The organism is Pantoea sp. Cr_R13 (genome assembly GCF_029222565.1).
Lineage (GTDB): Bacteria > Pseudomonadota > Gammaproteobacteria > Enterobacterales > Enterobacteriaceae > Pantoea > Pantoea eucalypti.
Window position 1 is genome coordinate 205,091 of the sequence record NZ_JARHXL010000018.1, and the last position, 20,381, is coordinate 225,471.

Consider the following 20,381-nt stretch of genomic DNA (forward strand, 5'->3'; position numbering starts at 1 on the left):
CTCAGTTACGGTTGAGAAAACGCTGGAAAGTCTCTGCGTCGGGATAAGCGCGCTGCGTGCCGCGCCCGGTGACGCTGCAGGCGGCATAGGCCGACGCCTGTGTCATGGCGGCGGCCACATCGCCGGTTTTCACCAGCAGATAGGCAAAGCAGCCGATAAAGGCATCACCTGCGCCGCTGGTATCGACCGCCTGAACCGGCGTCGCGGCCACGCGATGCACCTTGTCGCCGCTCATCCAGACCGATCCCCGGCTGCCCAGAGTAATAATCAGATTTTTAAGGCCGCGCTTCAGCAGCGACTGCCCCGCCAGGATCACCTCGTCATCGGTGCTGACGGGCAGCCCGGTGAGGATCTCCAGTTCGGTTTCGTTCGGCATAAAGAAGTCGCATTTGCAGGCGTAGTGAATATCGAGCGTGGCGACGGCCGGTGCCGGATTCAGGATCACGTTGATCTGATGCTGGCGGGCAAAATCGATGGCGTAATAGACCGTCTCCAGCGGGATCTCCAGCTGCAGGATGATCAGCTCACAGGCTTTCAGCGCCTCTGCCGCGTCGTCGATATCAGCCGGTTTCAGCTGCTGGTTGGCGCCTTTGATAATCAGAATGCGGTTCTGCGACTGGTCATCGACAAAAATCGGTGCCACACCGCTGGAGGTGCCCGGTGCAGTGGTGACAAAGCGCGTGTCCACGCCCTGCTGCTGCAGGTTCGCGACGGTGTTGGGCGCAAAGAGATCGTCGCCAACTTTGCTGACCATCATCACGCTGCCGCCCATTTTCGCCGCCGCAACCGCCTGGTTAGCGCCTTTACCGCCGCAGCCAATGGCAAAGTCAGGCGCTTCAAGGGTTTCGCCCGCTTTCGGCAGGCTGTTGGTATAGGTAATCAAATCGACCATGTTTGAGCCGATGACCGCAATTGTCATGATCATTTCTCCTGGATATCTTGCAAACTTCAAATGTTATTAAAGTCACAATAACCTTTCTTAAAAGTTAAATATGTGACAAAAACCACAACATGAATGCGCAAAATCGACAATATGCGACAGGGGACAGGATTTTAAGTGTTATTATTATAACAAGATAACATCATAGAGCCCGCCGGCTGAGCGATGTGAACGCCTGCGGCAATGAGCAGTAGTCACCGCGCAGCGGAGGTTTGCGGCACTTTCAGAATGCGGGTAAGATTGGTTGCCAGCCTGGCGGATGAGACGCAACTCATTAAAATCTGTGAGGTTTGTCGCGTATTGACGTCGGTTCCGGCGTCCTTCCTCCGCATTGCAGGATAGGTAAACAGAGATGACCATGGAAACCCGGCGCGACGAACGCATTCACAAGCTGACCCAGGCGCTTAAACGCACCGACAAACTGCATCTCAAAGACGCGGCCCAGCTGCTGGGTGTCTCAGAGATGACGGTTCGCCGCGATTTAACCGAGCCGGGCTCCAGCGTGGTGTTACTGGGTGGCTACATCGTCAGCGACCCAAAAAGTCATACCGGCCACTATTTTGTCAGCGATCAGCATGGGCAGAATGCGGCCAGAAAGCAGCGACTGGCGCAGGCGGCGGCCAGCCTGATTAACGAAAACGATACGGTCTTTTTCGATTGCGGCACTACCCTGCCCTATATCGTTGATGCGATTCCCGACACGCTGTCGTTCACTGCCATCTGCTGTGCTATGAACACCTTTCTGACGCTGAAAGAGAAACCAGGCTGTAACGTTATTCTCAGCGGCGGTGAATTTCATGCTGACAACGCCCTGTTTACACCGATTGGTGTGCACACCATCCTGGACGATCTTTGTCCGACACTGGCTTTGATCTCTGCGGCGGGCATCGATAAAGATCAGGGGGCGACCTGCTACAACACTAATGAACTGATGATGAAACATCACGCCATGCTGCGTGCCCGAACGTCGGTACTGGTGGCTGACAGCAGTAAATATGGCAAGGTGCTGCCTGCCCGCATTGCCGGGCTGCAGCGTTTTGACCTGCTGGTGAGTGACAGCGCACCCGATCAGGCGTTACAGAACTGGCTGGCGCAGCAGGCGATACCGCTTCGCCTGCCCTGAGGCCGGCCTCTGCCGTCATTTCAGCGATTACGCGCGGAAATCAGACAGTTATTTCATACGTTGTCCGGCATCACCGCCCTCAGGGCATTATTCGCCGCCCCCCGGCTGGGATTAAACGGTGAAAAAGGCTAAACTTCGACATCATTCCAACGACCAACAGACCCAGAGGCTCAATCCAACGTGGCTCAATTCGTCTATAGCATGCATCGCGTCGGCAAAGTGGTTCCGCCGAAGCGACATATCCTGAAAAACATCTCGCTCAGCTTCTTCCCCGGCGCAAAAATCGGCGTACTCGGCCTGAACGGCGCGGGTAAATCTACCCTGCTGCGCATCATGGCCGGCATCGATAAAGATATCGAAGGGGAAGCGCGTCCGCAGCCAGGCATCAAGATTGGCTACCTGCCGCAGGAGCCGCAGCTTAACCTTGAACACACCGTGCGCGAGTCGGTTGAAGAAGCGCTGTCAGAAGTGGTTGGCGCACTGAAACGTCTCGACGAAGTTTATGCGCTCTATGCCGAAGAGGATGCAGACTTCGACAAGCTGGCCGCTGAGCAGGGCCGTCTTGAAGAGATCATCCAGGCGCACGATGGTCACAACCTGAATACCCAACTGGAACGTGCTGCCGATGCGCTGCGCCTGCCAGACTGGGACGCGAAAATCGCCACCCTTTCCGGTGGTGAACGTCGCCGCGTCGCCCTCTGCCGCCTGCTGCTGGAAAAACCAGACATGCTGCTGCTGGACGAACCGACGAACCACCTGGACGCCGAATCTGTCGCCTGGCTGGAGCGCTTCCTGCATGACTTCGAAGGCACTGTCGTCGCGATTACGCATGACCGTTACTTCCTGGATAACGTGGCAGGCTGGATTCTGGAACTTGACCGCGGTGAAGGTATTCCTTGGGAAGGCAACTACTCCTCCTGGCTGGAGCAGAAAGATGCGCGTCTGGCGCAGGAAGCTTCTTCTGAAGCCGCGCGTCGTAAGTCGATTGAGAAAGAGCTGGAGTGGGTGCGCAAAGGGCCAAAAGGCCAGCAGTCTAAAGGCAAAGCCCGTCTGGCACGCTTTGAAGAGCTGAACAACACGGATTACCAGAAGCGTAACGAAACCAACGAACTGTTTATTCCGCCAGGTGCCCGTCTGGGTGACAAAGTGCTGGAAGTCAGCAATCTGCGTAAGTCCTATGGCGACCGTGTGCTGATTGACGATCTTTCGTTCTCCGTGCCAAAAGGGGCGATTGTCGGGATTATCGGTCCTAACGGCGCGGGTAAATCGACGCTGTTCCGCATGATGTCCGGTCAGGAACAGCCTGATTCCGGCAGCATTGTGCTGGGCGAGACGGTGAAACTGGCGTCCGTCGATCAGTTCCGCGACAGCATGGATAACTCCAAAACCGTGTGGGAAGAAGTTTCCGGCGGTCAGGACATCATGCGTATCGGTAACACCGAGATGCCAAGCCGCGCCTATGTTGGCCGCTTTAACTTTAAAGGCGTCGATCAGGGCAAACGCGTTGGCGAACTGTCGGGTGGTGAGCGTGGTCGTCTGCACCTCGCGAAACTGCTGCAGGTTGGCGGCAACATGTTGCTGCTCGATGAACCAACCAACGACCTGGATATCGAAACCCTGCGCGCGCTGGAAAACGCCCTGCTGGAGTTCCCGGGCTGTGCCATGGTCATCTCGCATGACCGCTGGTTCCTGGACCGTATCGCGACGCACATTCTGGATTACCAGGATGAGGGCAACATCGAATTCTTCGAAGGTAACTTTACCGAATATGAAGAGTACAAGAAGCGTACCCTCGGCGCCGACGCACTGGAGCCGAAACGCATCAAGTACAAGCGTATGACGAAGTAAAGGTGACAGAGGAGGCTCAGGCCTCCTCTCACTTCACCTATTACGTTTTGAGGTCTCAACGCAATGAAGAAAAAAACCGATCGGGCAGTGGCTAAAAAAGCGGAAGCAATTTATGAAGCGACGAAAGTTGCTAATTTTGCTGCAAGCTCACTGCTGGAGGGAATCCGTATTTCATCAGCTTCTGAATGCTCGACCCTGGAACAGGTTCGACGCCGCTATAAGCCGTAACCGGAGCCGATCGTGAATCGTTATCTTGTCTGGCGAGATCACTACTGCTATCCCGACTCAGATGTATTGATTAATCGTTATGACATCCGCGATCAAACGCTGCTCGATCAGGCTGAGCGTGATGTTACTGCGCTGACCATTCACACCATTAATCTCTCTCATCCCCCTTTTACCCTTCAGTCACTCTGTCACATTCATTACTGTCTGTATGGCGAGCTTTATAGCTGGGCAGGACAGATTCGCGATATCTCAATTAGCAAAGGAGAGACCCGTTTTTGCCAGCCCGCTTTTATTGAGCGTGAAGCGGAGAGATTATTTGAGAAACTGGCGAAAGAGAAATGGCTGGAACAACCTGACCATGAGGAATTTTGTCATCAGGTTGCCTGGTATTATTGCGAGTTTAATATTCTGCATCCCTTCCGGGAAGGAAACGGTCGGTCACTACGCATTCTGTTCGAACATATTATTCTTCATGCGGGTTATCAGGTGAACTGGGAAGGTTTGAGCCCCAGCGACTGGTTAGCAGCAAATATCGCGGGTTACCAGACTGGTCCGGAAAAAATGGCGTCCCTGTTTCTGCGCCACATTGTTCCGTTTAGCGATAAAACTCCCTGAATACCGGAGACTGCAGCGCAAACTCTATAAAGCGTGCCAGCGCAGGCGAATTCAGTTTACGGCCCGGATAGACCAGCCACAGCTCATTTCCCTCGACTCCCCATTCCGGCAGCACCGGCACCAGCCGGGGATCCGCCATCGCCCCATCGGTCAGAAAATGCGGCAGCAGCGTAATGCCTGCATCACCCAGCGCCGATTCGCGCGCATAGAGTAAATTGTCGGTGAGATGGCCAGGCGGCAGCAGCCAGCGGTAGAACGCGCCATCGCGCTGCAATACCCATTCATTCCATGCGCGATGCGCGATACAGCGGTGAGCCGACAGCTGCTGCGGGTGAAGCAGCGGCGGGTGCTGATTAAGATAGTGCTGTGAAGCCACCAGCAGTCGTGGGCAGTTGCCTATCCGACGGCCAATCAGCGAGGACTCCTGCGGCTGACCGGTGCGCAGCGCCACATCAAAGCCCTCCTGTACCAGATCACGCATCTCATCGGAAATCGAGACATCCAGCGTCACATCAGGATAGAGACGCAAGAATGCCGCGTTACAGCGCGCCAGCAGTGTGGCACCAATGCCCGCCGGACTGGTGATGCGCAGACGCCCGCTGGGGTTTTCACGCAGGCTGGCGATAGCCTGATCGGCACGTTCACTGGCCTGCATCATCTCCTGACAATGCAGCAGATAGCGCTCACCGGCAAAAGTCAGATTGAGCTGGCGGGTGGTACGATTCAGCAAACGAATCCCCAGCCGCTGCTCCAGCTGGCTGATGCGCTGACTGACACTGGATTTAGGCAGCCCTGCACGTTCTGCTGCGCCGGTAAAGCTGCCGCACTCCGCCACCAGCGCAAACAGCGCCATATCCTGCCACTGACGAAATGCCATTGTTCACCTCAGACGAACACTCTATGAAAGATTGTCCATCTTATCACCGTTAAAATCAGGTTCTACACTTAAGGCCTGTCTTCATCATTACAGCCGGTCTTGCCATAGAGAATATGTACACCGACTCCCGGCCAGGCTGTCAGAGAAAAGAGCCAGACTCTTTGCTTAACTACACAGGAAAACGTTATGTCTATTCGCGCTATCGCAATTAACCCGGAAAATCCGGAACACTTTACTGAAATTTTCCCTGAAACCCCCACACCAGGCGAGTATGACCTGCGTGTCGAGGTCAAAGCCGCGTCGGTCAACCCGGTTGATACCAAGGTGCATAAAGGGGCGAAGAAAAACGGCTTACAGCAGCCACGTATCCTGGGCTGGGATGCCAGCGGCGTTGTGCTGGAAGTGGGCAGCTCAGTCAGCAACTTTAAGCCTGGCGATGAAGTCTTCTACGCCGGCGACCTGACCCGCCCGGGCAGCAACAGCACTGAGCAGCTGGTGGACTCACGCATCACAGGTCATAAGCCAGAGAGTCTGGACTGGGCACAGTCTGCCGCGATCCCGCTGACGGCCCTGACCGCATGGGAAGGTTTGTTTGAACGACTGAACCTGGAGACGGCATCGGAAGATCAGACTCTGCTGATCGTTGGCGGCGCAGGTGGTGTTGGATCACTGGCGATCCCCCTGGCGAAGCTGCGCAGCAAAGTGAAGATCATTGCAACCGCTTCACGTGAAGATTCCGCCCAGTGGTGCCGCGATCGCGGAGCCGATGTGGTGATCAATTACAAAGATATGATCGGTGAGCTGGAGAAACAGGGCATTAAGCAGGTTGATTATATTTTCTGCCTGAACGATACCGACGGTCACTGGGAGACAATGGCGAAGCTGATCGCACCACAGGGTCATATCTGCACCATCGTGGAAAACGAACATCCGCTGTCGATGGATCAACTGAAGCTGAAGAGTGCGGCACTGCACTTCGAGCTGATGTACACCCGCAGCATGTTTAATACCCCGGATATGGCGCGTCAGGGCGAGATTCTGGATGCGGTATCGGCATTGCTGGATGAAGGTAAACTGCAAACCACGCTGAGCGAAACGCTGCACGGCTTAAGCGTTGAGACGTTAACTGCCGCCCATCAGCGCGTGCTGGAAGGCCACATGCGCGGCAAAGTGGTCATGGTCTATTAATGCGCTGACCCGGCTGCCGTGCGGCAGACCGGGTCACAGCTGGCGTTACGGCTGGGCGTTTTTCTCGCCCAGCATCGCTTTGACCAGCTCAATGCAGCGCAGGAACCGCGCGTCATAATCATCTTCCTGCACGTGCAGGAATTCGATGTTGTTTTCACGCAGCATCGTCACCAGCATCGACTGAAACTCCCGCCGATCCACGGAACTGCCCAGGCTGCGCAATCCGTCTGCGACCCAGGGCACGTTGTTCTCTAACAGAATCACCAGATCAAAACGGTATTCATCGATCAGTGCCTGCACAAAGGGATGTTCGCGCCCTTCATACTTCAGACAGAATGCCTGCGTGGTCACAAAATCGGTGTCGATAAACGCCACTTTATTGGCGTATTTAACGGCGAAATCGATGTACTGCGCCTGACCCAGCGCGATCTTGTCGTAATCGGAATACTGCAGCGCTATTTCGTCACCGCCCAGATGGGAGAAGACATAGTCGCGGCCATATTCCCAGGCGCTGGTGGTGTTAAAGATGTTGGCGAGCTTATTCACCAGCGTCGATTTACCGCTCGACTCGCCGCCGAGAATCGCCACGGTGCGCACAAAGAACGGTTTCACTTCAGTAGGAATGTAATCCCAGAAGCGGAATGGATCCTGACGAATCTGCGCGCCACTGATGCTCATAAAGGATCGGTTGGGGTCGACCAGCACGGTCTGAATGCCCAGGTGCTGCTGATACATCTCCGCATCAGGCGCTTCACTGGTATAGATGCAATCCGGTGCAATGCCGTGCTCGCTCAGAAACGCGCTGACGCCCTTGCTCCAGACATCCCAGCCATGCGGATAGGGTTCAATCCCCTCCTCATCAAAGGCGTGAATGCGGATATTTTTCTGATACTTAAAGGTCTGCAGCAGCCAGCGCAGGCGATCGCTGACCGTAGGCTGCTGTGACATCGCGCTGTTCTCAAACAGTTCACGGTCACGCGGCTCGTCATAACCCATAATGATATGCAGCTCATCCACCTGACTGCAGGCGCGCTGAATCAGATAGATATGGCCGGTGTGCAGCGGATAAAACTTACCAAATACCACGCCCACCGTTTTATCGCGGCGCGGAAACTCCAGGCCCAGGAAGCGGTGCAGCGCCTCCAGTTTTTGCGCGCTGGGGCTTTTGATTTTGGCATTGAGCAACTGGCTCAGATAGCCTTTGGTCATGCCGCTGGCATCAGCGACCTGTTGCAGCGTATGGCCCTGCTGGCGAATAGCCGTTTTCAGATAATCAAACGACGACATGTCGTGCCTCCTGCATCAATGCGGTTAAGGTGGGAGCGGCCTGCCCGCGACGCAGGCTGGCAGGCCGCAGGCGCATTACAGATCGTCCAGAATCGCCAGCGCATCGGCCAGCTTCTTCGCGCTGAAAACCTGCATCCCGGCAATCGGTTTTTTCGGTGCATTCCCTGCCGGTACAATGGCGCGTTTGAAGCCATGCTTCGCCGCTTCAGAGATGCGCTCCTGACCGCTGGGCACCGGACGGATCTCACCGGCCAGTCCCACTTCGCCGAAGATCACCAGATCCTGCGGCAACGGACGATCGCGCAGGCTCGATACCATCGACAGCATCAGCGCCAGGTCCGCACTGGTTTCGGTGACTTTAACACCACCAACCACGTTGACGAACACATCCTGATCCGCCATCTGCAATCCGCCATGACGATGTAAAACGGCCAGCAGTATCGCCAGGCGGTTCTGCTCCAGACCCACCGCCACGCGGCGTGGGTTGCCCATCATGGAGTGATCGACCAGCGCCTGAATCTCCACCAGCAGTGGACGCGTGCCTTCCCACAGCACCATCACCGAGCTGCCAGAGGTAACCTCTTCGCCCCGAGACAGGAAGATAGCGGACGGGTTGCTGACTTCCCGCATGCCCTGCTCTGTCATGGCAAACACCCCCAGCTCATTGACCGCGCCGAAGCGGTTTTTATGGCTGCGAAGGGTGCGGAAACGGGAGTCGGCATCGCCATCCAGCAGCACTGAACAGTCGATACAGTGCTCCAGCACTTTCGGCCCGGCCAGCGAGCCATCTTTAGTCACGTGACCGACCATGATGATCGCGACGCCGCGCGTTTTAGCGAAACGCGTCAGATAGGCGGCGGTTTCGCGCACCTGCGCGACGCTGCCGGGTGATGACTGGATCTCCGCCATGTGCATCACCTGGATCGAGTCGATCACCATCAGTTGCGGCTGCTCCTGTTCGGCGATCAGGCAGATCTGCTCAATGCTGGTTTCCGACAGCATATTGACATTTTCGGTGGGTAATCCCAGACGATGGGCGCGCATCGCAACCTGTTGCAGTGACTCTTCACCGGTGACGTACAGGGTTTTCATCCCCTCAGACAACCGGCACATCACCTGCAGCAGCAGCGTGGATTTCCCCGCACCAGGACTGCCGCCAATCAGAATGGCGCTGCCCGGCACCACCCCGCCGCCCAGCACCCGGTCAAACTCTTTGAAGCTGGTCGAGAAGCGCGGTAACGCCTCCAGGCTGATTTCAGAGAGCTTCTGCACCCGGCTGGTCCCGGCGCTGCCGGCATAGCCACTCAGGCGCTCGTTACGCGCAGCGGCAGGTGAGGCAGCGATGCGCACCTCGGTGATGGTGTTCCAGGCGTGACAGGCGCTGCATTGCCCCTGCCAGCGTGGGTAATCTGCGCCACATTCGTTACAGACAAATGCGCGTTTTGCCGCTTTGGCCAAATCAATACCTCAGTTAACGCTCTTCGTGAATCAGGCTGCCGGTAAGGATGCAGAACACCCCCATTAAATCGGCATGGCGAATGGTGACCGCGGTCTGCTCATTCACCTTAGGTTTAGCATGGAACGCAATGCCCAGCGCTGAGGCTTTGATCATCAGCAGGTCATTGGCACCATCACCGATCGCCACCGTCTGTTCCGGCGCGATATTAAAACGCTCCGCCAGCTTCTTCAGGGTATCGGCTTTGTATTGTGCGTCGACAATCGGACCCAGCACGTTGCCGGTCAGTTTGCCGTCGCGAATTTCGAGTTCATTGGCCACCACCGCCGACAGATGCAGCTTGTCGCGCAGGTATTCGGCGTAATAGGTAAAGCCGCCAGAAGCGATAGCAATCTGCCAGCCCAGCGCCTCCAGCTTCTGCGTCAGCGTCGTTAAGCCTGGCATTAATGGCAGAGCATCACGTACCTGTTTCAGAATATTGGCATCCGCGCCCTGCAGCGTGGCGACGCGCTGACGCAGGCTGGCGGTGAAGTCGAGTTCGCCGCGCATCGCACGCTCCGTGACTTCCGCCACCTGCTCGCCGCAGCCCGCCAGTTTTGCAATCTCATCGATGCACTCGATCTGAATCGCGGTGGAGTCCATATCCATCACCAGCAGGCCTGGCGTCTTGAGATGCGGGATTTTGCCCAGCGGCGCAACATCGAGCCCGGCATCGTGCGCCAGCTTGCTGGCAAACGGCGTCAGCGATCCTGCCAGGCGAATCACCTGATACTCATCGACGTTCCAGGCGCTGACGATCACCATCGCGGCCCCCAGCTGGTGCTGGTAATCGGTGAGCCGTTGCTTGTCCAGCCCGCGGCCATACAGCAGCCAGCCGGTGCGGCCAGCGCGATAATCCAGCGGCATCACTTCATCACCGCTAAGAGAAAGGGGCAAACCCGGCCAGAGGGAAACATCGGCGGGAAGATCGCACCAGGTTAAACGATTTGGCATCAGAGCTCCTGTAGGGACAACAAAACCACGCAAGAGGCTACCTTGTCTGCGCCGCTTCTGGCAACATAATCTCCAGGCTTTATGTTGTGATACGACCCGGATGAGTAATGGCTAAAACCGCACTGAAATTTCGCTTACATCGGACCGTGATCGTTCTGATCTCCATGGCGCTGCTGGTTGTGCTGATGCAGGGCGCATCCTGGTTCAGTCTTGGTCATCAGGCGGCGCGTTCTGAACAGGTCGAGGAGCTGGCACATACACTGACCAGTCAGGTGGCGTTTAGTCTTAAGCCATTGATGGACAACAGTGAAAATAACCGCACTCAGATAGAAGCCATTCTTAATCAGATGACGGCTAACAGCCGTATTCTGGATGCGTCGGTGTATGACGGCGACGGCAGTCTGGTGGCGCACAGCGGTGAAAATATTAATGTGCGTGATCGGCTGGCGCTCGATGGTCAGCGCGCAGGCAGCTATTTCAATCATCAGATTGTGCAGCCGCTGGCCGGGAGCGATGGCCCGCTGGGCTTCCTGCGCGTGACGCTGGATACCCACGTGCTGGTCACCGACTCGCATCAGGTCGATAACACCACCAATATTCTGCGTCTGATGATGCTGCTGGCACTGGCGATCGGCATTATTCTCTCCCGCACCCTGCTGCGCCATCGCCGCACCCGCTGGCAGCAGTCGCCGTTCCTGCTCACCGCCAGCACCCCGGTTAAAGAGGATCGGGATGAGGACGACGAGAAGAAAGAGTAGTGTTCTGCGCTGCGGTAAAGATAAAACGAGAAAGGCCCGCTGTGCGGGCCTAAGACTGCTGACAAACCCTGGCCTGATCGCTGTGAGACCGAGCCAGCGCAGGAAACCGGGTCAGATCGGAAAGTCGCTTACGCCAATCCCTGGCCCGCTCGGCCCGCGCGATTACGCACCTCATCCATGAGGTGCGCCCGTCGCCGGGCCAACGCGTTGCGTTGTTCAAAAACGCTCCCGGCGTTTTTGTCCATGGCGCGGGACGCTTTCCTCCTCTGACCCGGTTCCCTGCGTATTGAGCTAATCCATCGTTGCCAGATGTGCCTTGATTTGAATTTTTCAGCAGTCTGAAAGCACGCAATGCGGGCCTTTTTAGTGGAAAAATGTGGATTTGCGAGGCGTGTTCCGTTAGCCAATCAGCAACGCTTCCAGCTCACCCAGCGATTTGACCTGCCAGGTGGGTTTGATATGTTCTGGCAGCGGTCGGGTGCCATGATCAAGCCAGCAGGTTTTCACTCCCGCGTTCATGCCGCCCAGAATGTCTGACTCTGGCGTATCACCCACCATCAGCACTCGCTCACGATCCGGATTGCCCATCAGCTCCAGTGCGTAGTCAAAAATCGCGGCCGCCGGTTTTGGCACGCCAACCTGCTCAGAGATTACCAGCGCCGAGAAGTAATCACGGAAGCCGGTGCGCTCCAGACGCGTCTGCTGCAGCGCGGTAAAGCCGTTGGTGATGATCCCCATCTTTACCTTGCCATGCAGCTGGTTCATCAGGCTGACCGCGCCCGGCAGCGGCGTGCAGATCTCGCCCATCGCACTGAGGAAGCCGCTGTTGAGGATCTCTGGTGCCACGCTGAGCTTTTCGCTCCAGTGGTTGAAACGCTGAGTCTGCAACTGTAACGCTGAGATGGTGCCGTTCTGATAATCGACCCACAGCGGCTTGTTGATCGCCTGATAATCGCTGTAATCCTGGTCGGTGAACTGCACGTCATAGCCGGCGAACAGGCGCTGCAAACCGGCATAGGCGTCGAAATGGAAAAGGGTATCGTCCGCATCAAACAGGATGCAGTCCCAGTTATCAATCATTAAAGCTCCTTAACACCACTACGGCGTCAGGGCCATGAGAATGGCATCTTCACGGCCGCTGGCGGTGGGATAATAGTTGGGGCGACGACTGACCTGATTGAATCCAAGCTGCTCATAGAGCGCAATGGCGGGCAGGTTCGAGGCCCGCACTTCCAGCCACAGCGTCAGCACGTTGCGTTTGATCAGCTCATCGATCAGATGCTGCAACAGCTGGCGGCCATATCCCCGGCGCTGAAAGTCAGGATCGACCGCGATGTTAAACAGCGAGGCTTCGTCCAGCACCACCTGAGTAATGGCAAAGGCGACCATTTTGCCGTCGGCGTCGAGACGTAAATTAATAAAGCGCTCGCCCTGATTGCTGGCAAACGTCTTTTCACTCCAGGGAAACGCGTGGCTACGACGCTCAATGGCAAAGGCCTGCGCCAGGTCGTCAGGGGTGAGTAAAGAGATGGCTGTCATGGTTACACATCTGTTGCCAGAGCGCGCGTTTGGCGACGCCGCTGCTGATCAGTTCATTGAAAGAGGCGCTGGTTAATGCCACGCCATTAAAAGTCTGTTCGCTCTCTACGCCGAGCAGCCAGCCCGCGCAGTTCAGCGTTTCCGGCAGCATCTGCAGCTGATCCGGCGTCACGGTCATTACCTGAGCGGGTTGCAGATTGAGGGTATGCAGCACATCGCGCATCAGCGGTTCATGCAGACCGGGTGGCGCGTCAGCGACAATAATTAACTGCGTGTCCGGTGCCAGCGTGACGGCAATTTCGCCCTGAAGCACGCGCGGGCGGCGCAGCTGATACTGCGTAATTCCCATTTGCTGTAAAAGCCAGTCGCGCCTGGACGTCATGGTGTTACCTGTTCTGCTAGCTGAATGCGACGCTATGCTAGCAAACCCATCGAACATGCGCCAACAAACCACTATAATCCCCGCTCAGATCTTACAGGAGCCCTACATGTCTGCTTTTACCCCGGCCAGCGAAGTCATTCTGCGCCACAGTGATGAATTTACCGCCCGCCATGTTTTATTTGCTGGCGATCTGCAGGATGACCTGCCCGCTCAGCTGGAAACCGCTTCATCGCGCGTTCACACCCAGCAATATCATCACTGGCAAAACCTGAGCCGCCGTATGGGCGAGCAGGCGCGTTACGGAATGGTTGCGCAGCCGGAAGATGTGCAGGGATGCGATACCCTGGTCTACTTCTGGACCAAAAATAAGCCGGAAGTACAGTTCCAGCTGGAGAACCTGCTCTCGATGCTGCCAGTGGGCTGCGACGTGTTCGTGGTGGGTGAAAATCGCAGCGGCGTCCGCAGTGCCGAAGGCATGCTGGAGTCGTGGGTGAAGCTGGAGAAGATCGACAGCGCGCGTCGCTGTGGTCTCTATCATGGTCGCCTCGACAAACAGCCTGCGTTTGATGCCAGCACCTTTGGTCATCAGTATCAGCTGGATGGTCTGACCATTCACACTCTGCCTGGCGTCTTCAGCCGTGACGGTCTGGATAGCGGCAGCGCCCTGCTGCTGTCGACCTTTACCCCGCACACTAAAGGTAAAGTGCTGGATATGGGCTGTGGCGCAGGCGTGATTGCCGCCTCACTGCCTGCCCGTTCGCCTAAAGTACGCCTGTGGCTGTGCGACGTGCATGCCGCAGCCATTGAAGCGAGTAAATTGACGCTGGCCGCCAATGGCATCGAGGGCGAAGTTTTCGCCAGCAACGTCTTCTCTGACGTGACCGGCCGTTTCGACATGATTATCTCTAACCCGCCGTTCCATGAAGGCACCCAGACCAGCCTCGACGCCGCACAGGCGCTGATCCGGGGAGCAGTAAAGCACCTGAACACCGGTGGCGAACTGCGTATTGTTGCGAACACGTTCCTGCCTTATCCGCAGGTGCTGGATGAAGCTTTCGGCAGCCACGAAGTCATCGCACAGACCGGCCGCTTTAAAGTTTATCGCGCCGTCTATGGTCGTGGTGCCAAAACACGATAAGGGCTTTTAACGTCATTAATCGCGTTGCCGGGCTGAAAACGTTGCTTTTTACAGCGATCGTTTCAGCCCGACGAAATAGTTGTTGACGCAAAGAGTAAAATCTCTAGAATGCGCCTCCGTGGTTGTAACATTCTCAGGATGTTACGGGTATGCGAAGGTGGCGGAATTGGTAGACGCGCTAGCTTCAGGTGTTAGTGTCCTAACGGACGTGAGGGTTCAAGTCCCTCTCTTCGCACCAAAATCACATGTTTCATATCGCGAGCACTGCGCGAAGGTGGCGGAATTGGTAGACGCGCTAGCTTCAGGTGTTAGTGTCTTAACGGACGTGAGGGTTCAAGTCCCTCTCTTCGCACCATTGCGGTGATATGAACAGACAACTCGATGCGAAGGTGGCGGAATTGGTAGACGCGCTAGCTTCAGGTGTTAGTGTCTTAACGGACGTGAGGGTTCAAGTCCCTCTCTTCGCACCAACGTTGTCATCCTCTGGCTTTCTGCTCGTTTCAGCTGCCTAGTTGCAGTGTCGCTTTATCCCTTTCCTGTTTTGTTTTTTTCGCGTGGCATTCACTTTCCCGGTCGCGACACCCTGAACACCCGCTTTACGCCTTTACGCCTGTATTAACTCAGATGAAAATTCACAGAGACTGCCGCCAGTCCACCTGCTAACGCCAGGCACGAAGGCAATAACAGATAGTGACGCAGACGCTGGTTAAATAGCATGACGACAGTCAGCAGCAGCGCAACTGTCATCACCAGTCGCCACTGGCTGAAGCTGGGTTCCCATAATGCGAACAGCGGCAGCGCGATGCAGGGCAGCAATACGCCCCACGCACTATCCAGTTTTTTACCCAGCGCCCAACTGACGCCCCACAAACCGCAGGCCGCAATAATCGCTATTCCCATGACGCAAACCTCAAATGATAAGCATTCCCATTATCATATGTCAGTTTTGCTTTGCTTGCAGCCTGTTTTTGTCACGCCTGGCAACGAAGATGACAGACCAGTTGGAAAATGCTAGATTGCGACCGATAACACCTTTAATAACAGCACCAGCAATAATTTGCTCACTGTCTGGCACAACCTGTTTATGCCGGCTTGCGCTTTGGTATTTCAGGGTCGTCACGAGTATTTATAATGAAATTACAATCATATGAAGAACTGAAACAGAGTAAATACCGGCTTTCAGTGATGCTTTTTCTGTTTTTAAATATCGCCGTTTCGCTATTTTATCTGCTGCCAATAATGAGCAATGAGAAAATCGATACCACGTTGCCGGTAATTTGTGTCGCGTCTTTTAGCGGCATAATGTTAATTGCACATTTAATATGGTCTAAAGTAAAACTCTCCCTTTTAAATCCTGTCGCGCTGGTGCTGGGCGCGCTCTGGGCCTGGCACATTAATTATCGTTTTCATCAGGTATTCTATTTTGATGGCGGCTTTCTTATTATCAGTTTGATCAGTGTGTTATTTATTAGTGCCATCGCCCTGAGCGATTATCTGGGGGCTTTTTGTCTTCATGTCGCGCCACCGGTGCTCACCGTATTACTGCTTGATAATGGGCAGCATCTGCCGCTGATTCTGCTGACCATTATGCTGCCGCTGATTGGTTTCTCACTCCAGCATCTTATGCGTCGCCGTGCCGACAACTTTACCCTGCGGCTGATGCACCAACTCTATGAAGAGAAAGAGACCTTCAGTGACCTCAGCATGCTCGACCCACTGACCGGACTGTATAACCGTCGTGGCCTGAAGAACCGACTGGACAATATTCTGGAAAACCATGCTGGCAGCCACTATGTGCTGCTGCTGGATATCGATCATTTCAAAGCCTACAACGATAATTATGGGCATGCGATGGGTGATCAGGCACTGGCGCGGGTCTCTGTGGCTATTCGGGATGCAGTCCGTTCACGCGATGTCGTCACCCGCTATGGCGGCGAAGAGTTTCTGGTGTTAATGACCAATGTGAACAGCTCCATCGCCATGAAACTGGCAGGGCGCATCCGTCAGTATGTGCTGGATTTAGAAATACCCCATCTTTTTAATGAGACTGTTTCAACCCACGTCACCATCAGCGCCGGCATTGCGCCTATCTACGATAATGATTTTGATCAGGCGGTAGCCAATGCTGACAGCGCATTATATGTGGCTAAGAATCAGGGCCGGAATACCATTCTTGCCTGGGAAGATCTTCCGCGAAAACAGCATGAGACCTTAACTGAACCAGCCTGATTAAGCACAACACGGCTGGTAATAACCCTGACATTGCCGCGCTATGGCCGGTTCTGCACTGCGCAGACGGGTTTGTTTGCTGATCGCATTCCCCACCCAATCCCTGACGGCAGCGACGTTTTTTTACGCGACTTGTAGAGTTAATCAATAACGATTATCATTTGCTTTCTTATCTACACTTTTCGCGAGTCGTCATGGCAACCGTTTCAGCTCAGGAACAGCGTTTCAACGCTCAGTCGATGATCTTTCGGCAGAATGACCGTCCACTGGCGGAAAGTCTGCACGAGCGGCTGCAGCAACAGCGTAGTTATCTGCTTGATTCTGTTAAATTCAGCCAGCCCGCTCCGCACGATACGCAGACACTCGTTGCCTGGTCACAATCAGAGGCTTTTGCCCAGCTTATCCAGCGCTACAGCGATTATCTCTATCGCGATCATCCTGATGCGGTTCGTGAAGCAAAGCCGGTGCTCTCTCTGTGGGCGCAATGGTATTTTGGCCTGCTGCTGCCCCCGATGATCATGGCGTTGTTACAGGAGTCGCGCGCGCTGGACTGCTCACCAGAGCATATTCGTGTCGGTTTTCATGAGAATGGTCATCCGGCCACGTTCTGGATTGATGTGCAGGAGGATGAAGAAGCCCGCTATCTTAACCCTCAGCAGCGCATCGATCGGCTGATTCAGCAGCATCTGATCCCGGTGGTTAATGGTATTACTCAGCATGGTGATATCAACGCCCGACTCATCTGGAACAACATGGGCTACTCATTGCAGTGGTTTCTGGGTGAGCTGAAAAGTCAGATCGATGAGACGCTGGTGCTGCAACTGGAGCAGGCGCTATTCTTTAACCAGAAACTGCTGGATGGCAGCGAAAATCCGCTCTACCGCACCATGATCATGCGCAATGGCGAACTGGTCCGTCGCAGCTGTTGCCAGCGTTATCGCATTCCTGATGTCGAACAATGCGGCAATTGCACCCTGAGCGGCAGCTAAACAGACGTAATTACCACGAATTCTCCGTTTATCTCGTTTACAGGCACTGAGGCTTGTGGCAATTTTTACGCCTTCGATCAGCCTGGAGAGAAAGATGAGTCTGGAGTCCGTGCGCCAGTTCTTTGCCGAACACGCCCCTGAAATTGAAATTATCGAACTGGCAGAAAGCACTGCAACGGTCGGAATGGCTGCGCGCGCCCATGGCGTGACGCCAGGAGAGATTGCGAAAACCCTGTCACTGAAAGTGAAAAATGACGTCGTGCTGATTGTGACACGCGGCGATGCCCGGCTGGACAATCGCAAGCTGAAAGCCGCGCTAGGCGCAAAAGCGCGGATGCTGAGCGTTGATGAGGTCATTAACTGGACCGGCCATCCGGTTGGCGGCGTCTGTCCGTTCGGTCTGGAGAATCCGCTGACCGTTTACTGTGATGTCTCACTGCGCAGTTTCGACGAAGTGTTACCCGCCGCTGGCGCTATCCACAGTGCCGTCCGCATCTCGCCTCAGCAGATGGCTGAGCTGACCAACGCCCGCTGGATCGACGTGTGCGAAGCGATGTAATGCTTTGCATCTCTTGATCCAGCCCAGATGCTGCACACCTCCTGACAGCGTTTATCAGCCTTAGAGGGGCATTGCCGCATCATGCAAACATATCAGGCGCGCCAGTAAGCGGGCGGGTTAATCGCCCATAGCAGTCAGCCGCTTAAAGGCCTCTTCGATGATCGACAACAGCATCGTGTTATCGACGCGGTGCAGCACATGAACCCATGCGCCGCAGTGCTCAGGTACGCCGACAGCAAGCCGTAGCGGCTGACGATAACGCCAGCTTTTACCGCGTGTTGCACCGGGACGTAGCTCGATATCGACACGGTAATCAATGCCTGACGCGACCCGCTGATTCAGCAGCCAGGCCACAACCAGTGCATCGTGGATCCAGCATCCCGCCAGTTGACGCGTTTCCATCGAATAGTTGATCCATGGACGCAGCGTGTCTCGCACAAAATCGGCCAGCGGATGATCGACAGCGGTAAGACGGGTGAGATCCTGCTGGGTCAGCAGCGTCTGCGTGGTGACATCCATTGGCACCAGCGTCACGGCGGCACCGCTGTGCAACACCTGATGCGCGGCCTCCGGGTCCAGGCCAAAATTGGTGTCTTTGATATAATCATCCAGCGTAAACACGCCACCCATGATGACAATTTCTGCCACAGAGTCTGCCATCGCAGGATAGCGCTGCATTGCCAGCGCCACATTCGTCAGCGGACCAATCGCCACCAGGGTAATTTCGCCCGGATTGTCGCAAATCAGTTTGCCCATCGCGTCAGCGGCATCATACGCATCCGCTGCAATATCTGCTGGTTGACGCACGCCCTTCCACAGCTCACTCAGCGCAAGCTGATTGACCCGATTATCCAGCGTTTCACGCCACGGCGCAGGATCTTCCTGTAACGCCTGCGTCGCACCCTGGATGACCGGAATAGACGATCCCAGCCGGACAATCAGATCTTTGGCGACGCGCGCGCCCACGTCGCTGGGTGTATTACCCGCCACGGTAGTGATTAATTCCAGCGACAGTGCAGGTGAAGCTAATGCCAGCGCAATCGCCAGCCCATCATCGGTGTTGGCACCCGCGATACCGTTGCCGGGATCGCAATCAATAATGATTCTTTTCATATTTTTTATACGTTAACTCTGACTTTGCGGCTGGCAACCGCAGGATTCACCGATTTCAAGATAGTGTGGAAACTCCTTCAATTGTGCTTCGCTCTCTCCCTCTTTCAGCATCTGAATCGCAGAGCGGGCCATGTCACGCAGTGGCTGGCGCACAGTCGTTAATGTCGGGACATGAAATGACGAGTGATTGGTTCCGTTAAAGCAGACCAGCGCCACATCCTGCGGCACCCGAATCTGATGTTCGGAAAAGGCGCGAAGCGCACCAATCGCCTGACCTTCGTTACTGGTAAACAGTGCGCGCGGCACACAACCCCGCGCGATCATTGCCTGTGCCGCCTCGTAGCCACCCTGAGGGGTGTAGCTGGCGGGAAACATCAGCGACTCATCAATGGGCAGGCCACGATCCTGCATTGCATCGCGCCAGCCCTGGATGCGATCCTGTGCATTGAGCATATCGACCGGGCCGCTGATAATGCCGACCTGCTGATAGCCGTGACTTAACAGATGCGCCGTTACCTGCCAGGCGGCCTGACGTTCATTCACCCGCAACATGTTAACGCCCGGCTGTGGCTCAACCCGCTCCAGCATCACCAGCGGCGTACCGCTGGCTTTAATCAAATCAATGTAAGGATGGCGATCGACGCTGTTGTAAAACAGTCCATCCACCTGACGGTTAAGCAGTCCCTGAATTAACTCCAGTTCTCGCCTGCGGTCATCACCGGCATCTCCCAGCAGCATAACGTGACCGTGGTTCATCGACTCCTGCAGCAACATGTGCGCCATGGAGGCGACAAAAGGATTGCCGATATTAGGCACCACCAATCCAAAGGTCTTGGTATTACCGGATGCCAGTGCGCGTGCTGCGGCATTTGGCCGGTAACCCGTCGCTTTAATCGCTTCAAGTACCCGCTGACGGGTGGCCTCAGCGACCGGACGCGGCCCGTTGTTAATGACATAACTGACAACTGCCACTGAGGTGCCTGCCGCTTTCGCAACTTCTCTGCGGGTCACTTTTCCCGTTAATGACTTAGGCACATCATGTCCCTCCATAAAAACAGGCCGCTTTACACGGCCTGCTGGTTGTCGCTCTCTTCTGGCAGATGAGATCTTCAGGTACTG

21 protein-coding genes and 3 tRNA genes are annotated in these 20,381 nt (G+C 55.5%); 13 read left to right on the top strand and 11 right to left on the bottom strand.

Annotated features, from left to right (window positions below; all coding sequences use genetic code 11):
- Nucleotide 1: 1 nt before the first annotated feature.
- Nucleotides 2–919: a ribokinase gene (gene rbsK, locus P2R09_RS17850; RefSeq protein ID WP_275771697.1), complete on the bottom strand. Its 918-nt coding sequence runs from the start codon at nt 917–919 to the stop codon at nt 2–4.
- A gap of 379 nt (nt 920–1,298) precedes the next feature.
- Between rbsK and deoR the strand changes: the two genes are divergently transcribed.
- The 4 genes from deoR (at nt 1,299) to P2R09_RS17870 (ending at nt 4,754) form a co-directional block, all read left to right on the top strand.
- Nucleotides 1,299–2,063: a DNA-binding transcriptional repressor DeoR gene (gene deoR, locus P2R09_RS17855; RefSeq protein WP_033743124.1), complete on the top strand. Its 765-nt coding sequence runs from the start codon at nt 1,299–1,301 to the stop codon at nt 2,061–2,063.
- Between the two features lie 180 nt (nt 2,064–2,243).
- Nucleotides 2,244–3,911: an energy-dependent translational throttle protein EttA gene (gene ettA / locus P2R09_RS17860; RefSeq protein WP_008925533.1), complete on the top strand. Its 1,668-nt coding sequence runs from the start codon at nt 2,244–2,246 to the stop codon at nt 3,909–3,911.
- 63 nt (nt 3,912–3,974) lie between these two features.
- Nucleotides 3,975–4,139: a YhfG family protein gene (locus tag P2R09_RS17865; protein WP_139364718.1), complete on the top strand. Its 165-nt coding sequence runs from the start codon at nt 3,975–3,977 to the stop codon at nt 4,137–4,139.
- Nucleotides 4,140–4,151: 12 nt separating this feature from the next.
- Nucleotides 4,152–4,754, top strand: coding sequence for a putative adenosine monophosphate-protein transferase Fic (locus tag P2R09_RS17870; protein WP_275771700.1), 603 nt, complete (start codon nt 4,152–4,154; stop codon nt 4,752–4,754).
- Here the strand turns inward: P2R09_RS17870 and P2R09_RS17875 are convergent.
- Complete coding sequence (locus tag P2R09_RS17875; protein ID WP_275771702.1) at nt 4,735–5,631, bottom strand: LysR family transcriptional regulator; 897 nt, start codon at nt 5,629–5,631, stop codon at nt 4,735–4,737. The genes P2R09_RS17870 and P2R09_RS17875 overlap by 20 nt on opposite strands.
- Nucleotides 5,632–5,817: 186 nt before the next feature.
- Here P2R09_RS17875 and P2R09_RS17880 point away from each other — a divergent pair, with 186 nt between their 5' ends.
- Nucleotides 5,818–6,819 carry a zinc-binding alcohol dehydrogenase family protein gene (locus P2R09_RS17880; protein ID WP_003854895.1) on the top strand — a complete coding sequence of 334 codons (1,002 nt, stop codon included), beginning with the start codon at nt 5,818–5,820 and terminating at the stop codon, nt 6,817–6,819.
- 45 nt (nt 6,820–6,864) lie between these two features.
- On the opposite strand, the gene nadR is transcribed toward P2R09_RS17880, so the two are convergent.
- From nadR to serB, 3 genes are all read right to left on the bottom strand, one after another.
- Entirely contained in the window at nt 6,865–8,106 is a 1,242-nt protein-coding gene (gene nadR, locus P2R09_RS17885; RefSeq protein WP_275771705.1) for a multifunctional transcriptional regulator/nicotinamide-nucleotide adenylyltransferase/ribosylnicotinamide kinase NadR, read from the bottom strand.
- A 75-nt stretch (nt 8,107–8,181) separates the two neighbouring features.
- Nucleotides 8,182–9,564 (bottom strand): DNA repair protein RadA, encoded by a 1,383-nt coding sequence (radA, locus tag P2R09_RS17890; protein ID WP_003854897.1) that lies wholly within the window; start codon nt 9,562–9,564, stop codon nt 8,182–8,184.
- Nucleotides 9,565–9,577: 13 nt separating this feature from the next.
- Nucleotides 9,578–10,555 carry a phosphoserine phosphatase gene (gene serB / locus P2R09_RS17895; RefSeq protein ID WP_275771707.1) on the bottom strand — a complete coding sequence of 326 codons (978 nt, stop codon included), beginning with the start codon at nt 10,553–10,555 and terminating at the stop codon, nt 9,578–9,580.
- A gap of 107 nt (nt 10,556–10,662) precedes the next feature.
- Between serB and P2R09_RS17900 the strand changes: the two genes are divergently transcribed.
- Nucleotides 10,663–11,313 carry a YtjB family periplasmic protein gene (locus tag P2R09_RS17900; protein ID WP_008925530.1) on the top strand — a complete coding sequence of 217 codons (651 nt, stop codon included), beginning with the start codon at nt 10,663–10,665 and terminating at the stop codon, nt 11,311–11,313.
- A gap of 399 nt (nt 11,314–11,712) precedes the next feature.
- Here P2R09_RS17900 and yjjG read toward each other — a convergent pair whose 3' ends face one another.
- The 3 genes from yjjG to P2R09_RS17915 are packed head-to-tail and all read right to left on the bottom strand — an operon-like array spanning nt 11,713 to nt 13,234.
- The gene (gene yjjG / locus P2R09_RS17905) at nt 11,713–12,393 is read right to left on the bottom strand and encodes a pyrimidine 5'-nucleotidase (protein WP_275771710.1); all 681 of its coding nucleotides are present in this window, start codon (nt 12,391–12,393) and stop codon (nt 11,713–11,715) included.
- 18 nt (nt 12,394–12,411) lie between these two features.
- On the bottom strand, nt 12,412–12,852 hold the full coding sequence (rimI, locus tag P2R09_RS17910; RefSeq protein WP_003850861.1) for a ribosomal protein S18-alanine N-acetyltransferase: 441 nt from the start codon (nt 12,850–12,852) through the stop codon (nt 12,412–12,414).
- The gene (locus P2R09_RS17915; RefSeq protein ID WP_003850863.1) at nt 12,824–13,234 is read right to left on the bottom strand and encodes a DNA polymerase III subunit psi; all 411 of its coding nucleotides are present in this window, start codon (nt 13,232–13,234) and stop codon (nt 12,824–12,826) included. Before P2R09_RS17915 ends, rimI begins: the two co-directional genes overlap by 29 nt.
- A 106-nt stretch (nt 13,235–13,340) precedes the next feature.
- Between P2R09_RS17915 and rsmC the strand changes: the two genes are divergently transcribed.
- From rsmC to P2R09_RS17935, 4 genes are all read left to right on the top strand, one after another.
- The gene (rsmC, locus tag P2R09_RS17920) at nt 13,341–14,372 is read left to right on the top strand and encodes a 16S rRNA (guanine(1207)-N(2))-methyltransferase RsmC (protein ID WP_008925528.1); all 1,032 of its coding nucleotides are present in this window, start codon (nt 13,341–13,343) and stop codon (nt 14,370–14,372) included.
- A 151-nt stretch (nt 14,373–14,523) separates the two neighbouring features.
- Nucleotides 14,524–14,610, top strand: a tRNA-Leu gene (locus P2R09_RS17925).
- A 30-nt stretch (nt 14,611–14,640) separates the two neighbouring features.
- A tRNA-Leu gene (locus tag P2R09_RS17930) sits at nt 14,641–14,727 on the top strand.
- Nucleotides 14,728–14,755: 28 nt separating this feature from the next.
- A tRNA-Leu gene (locus tag P2R09_RS17935) sits at nt 14,756–14,842 on the top strand.
- A gap of 145 nt (nt 14,843–14,987) precedes the next feature.
- Here P2R09_RS17935 and P2R09_RS17940 read toward each other — a convergent pair.
- The gene (locus tag P2R09_RS17940) at nt 14,988–15,272 is read right to left on the bottom strand and encodes a DUF1435 domain-containing protein (protein ID WP_003850867.1); all 285 of its coding nucleotides are present in this window, start codon (nt 15,270–15,272) and stop codon (nt 14,988–14,990) included.
- Nucleotides 15,273–15,503: 231 nt separating this feature from the next.
- Between P2R09_RS17940 and P2R09_RS17945 the strand changes: the two genes are divergently transcribed.
- The 3 genes from P2R09_RS17945 to P2R09_RS17955 all read left to right on the top strand — a co-directional run bounded on the left by P2R09_RS17945 (nt 15,504) and on the right by P2R09_RS17955 (nt 18,149).
- Nucleotides 15,504–16,601, top strand: coding sequence for a diguanylate cyclase (locus P2R09_RS17945; protein WP_275771714.1), 1,098 nt, complete (start codon nt 15,504–15,506; stop codon nt 16,599–16,601).
- A gap of 194 nt (nt 16,602–16,795) precedes the next feature.
- A complete protein-coding gene (gene fhuF / locus P2R09_RS17950) occupies nt 16,796–17,590 on the top strand; it encodes a siderophore-iron reductase FhuF (protein ID WP_003850871.1) in 795 nt (264 codons plus the stop codon).
- Between the two features lie 94 nt (nt 17,591–17,684).
- Nucleotides 17,685–18,149 carry a YbaK/EbsC family protein gene (locus tag P2R09_RS17955; RefSeq protein WP_008925525.1) on the top strand — a complete coding sequence of 155 codons (465 nt, stop codon included), beginning with the start codon at nt 17,685–17,687 and terminating at the stop codon, nt 18,147–18,149.
- Nucleotides 18,150–18,266: 117 nt separating this feature from the next.
- Here P2R09_RS17955 and P2R09_RS17960 read toward each other — a convergent pair whose 3' ends face one another.
- Both P2R09_RS17960 and P2R09_RS17965 read right to left on the bottom strand, forming a co-directional pair.
- Nucleotides 18,267–19,262 (bottom strand): nucleoside hydrolase, encoded by a 996-nt coding sequence (locus P2R09_RS17960; RefSeq protein ID WP_275771718.1) that lies wholly within the window; start codon nt 19,260–19,262, stop codon nt 18,267–18,269.
- A gap of 12 nt (nt 19,263–19,274) precedes the next feature.
- A complete protein-coding gene (locus P2R09_RS17965) occupies nt 19,275–20,297 on the bottom strand; it encodes a LacI family DNA-binding transcriptional regulator (RefSeq protein ID WP_003850877.1) in 1,023 nt (340 codons plus the stop codon).
- Between the last annotated feature and the right edge of the window lie 84 nt (nt 20,298–20,381).

What these genes read in the sequence shown, in the direction of transcription:
- P2R09_RS17900 (WP_008925530.1), top strand. Translation starts at nt 10,663, where the DNA reads ATGGCTAAAACCGCACTGAAATTTCGCTTACATCGGACCGTGATCGTT.
- P2R09_RS17940 (WP_003850867.1), bottom strand. Translation starts at nt 15,272, where the DNA reads ATGGGAATAGCGATTATTGCGGCCTGCGGTTTGTGGGGCGTCAGTTGG.
- P2R09_RS17875 (WP_275771702.1), bottom strand. Translation starts at nt 5,631, where the DNA reads ATGGCATTTCGTCAGTGGCAGGATATGGCGCTGTTTGCGCTGGTGGCG.
- P2R09_RS17955 (WP_008925525.1), top strand. Translation starts at nt 17,685, where the DNA reads ATGAGTCTGGAGTCCGTGCGCCAGTTCTTTGCCGAACACGCCCCTGAA.
- P2R09_RS17960 (WP_275771718.1), bottom strand. Translation starts at nt 19,262, where the DNA reads ATGAAAAGAATCATTATTGATTGCGATCCCGGCAACGGTATCGCGGGT.
- P2R09_RS17915 (WP_003850863.1), bottom strand. Translation starts at nt 13,234, where the DNA reads ATGACGTCCAGGCGCGACTGGCTTTTACAGCAAATGGGAATTACGCAG.
- P2R09_RS17945 (WP_275771714.1), top strand. Translation starts at nt 15,504, where the DNA reads ATGAAATTACAATCATATGAAGAACTGAAACAGAGTAAATACCGGCTT.
- rimI (WP_003850861.1), bottom strand. Translation starts at nt 12,852, where the DNA reads ATGACAGCCATCTCTTTACTCACCCCTGACGACCTGGCGCAGGCCTTT.
- fhuF (WP_003850871.1), top strand. Translation starts at nt 16,796, where the DNA reads ATGGCAACCGTTTCAGCTCAGGAACAGCGTTTCAACGCTCAGTCGATG.
- rsmC (WP_008925528.1), top strand. Translation starts at nt 13,341, where the DNA reads ATGTCTGCTTTTACCCCGGCCAGCGAAGTCATTCTGCGCCACAGTGAT.
- P2R09_RS17880 (WP_003854895.1), top strand. Translation starts at nt 5,818, where the DNA reads ATGTCTATTCGCGCTATCGCAATTAACCCGGAAAATCCGGAACACTTT.
- serB (WP_275771707.1), bottom strand. Translation starts at nt 10,555, where the DNA reads ATGCCAAATCGTTTAACCTGGTGCGATCTTCCCGCCGATGTTTCCCTC.
- deoR (WP_033743124.1), top strand. Translation starts at nt 1,299, where the DNA reads ATGGAAACCCGGCGCGACGAACGCATTCACAAGCTGACCCAGGCGCTT.
- nadR (WP_275771705.1), bottom strand. Translation starts at nt 8,106, where the DNA reads ATGTCGTCGTTTGATTATCTGAAAACGGCTATTCGCCAGCAGGGCCAT.
- rbsK (WP_275771697.1), bottom strand. Translation starts at nt 919, where the DNA reads ATGACAATTGCGGTCATCGGCTCAAACATGGTCGATTTGATTACCTAT.
- yjjG (WP_275771710.1), bottom strand. Translation starts at nt 12,393, where the DNA reads ATGATTGATAACTGGGACTGCATCCTGTTTGATGCGGACGATACCCTT.
- P2R09_RS17865 (WP_139364718.1), top strand. Translation starts at nt 3,975, where the DNA reads ATGAAGAAAAAAACCGATCGGGCAGTGGCTAAAAAAGCGGAAGCAATT.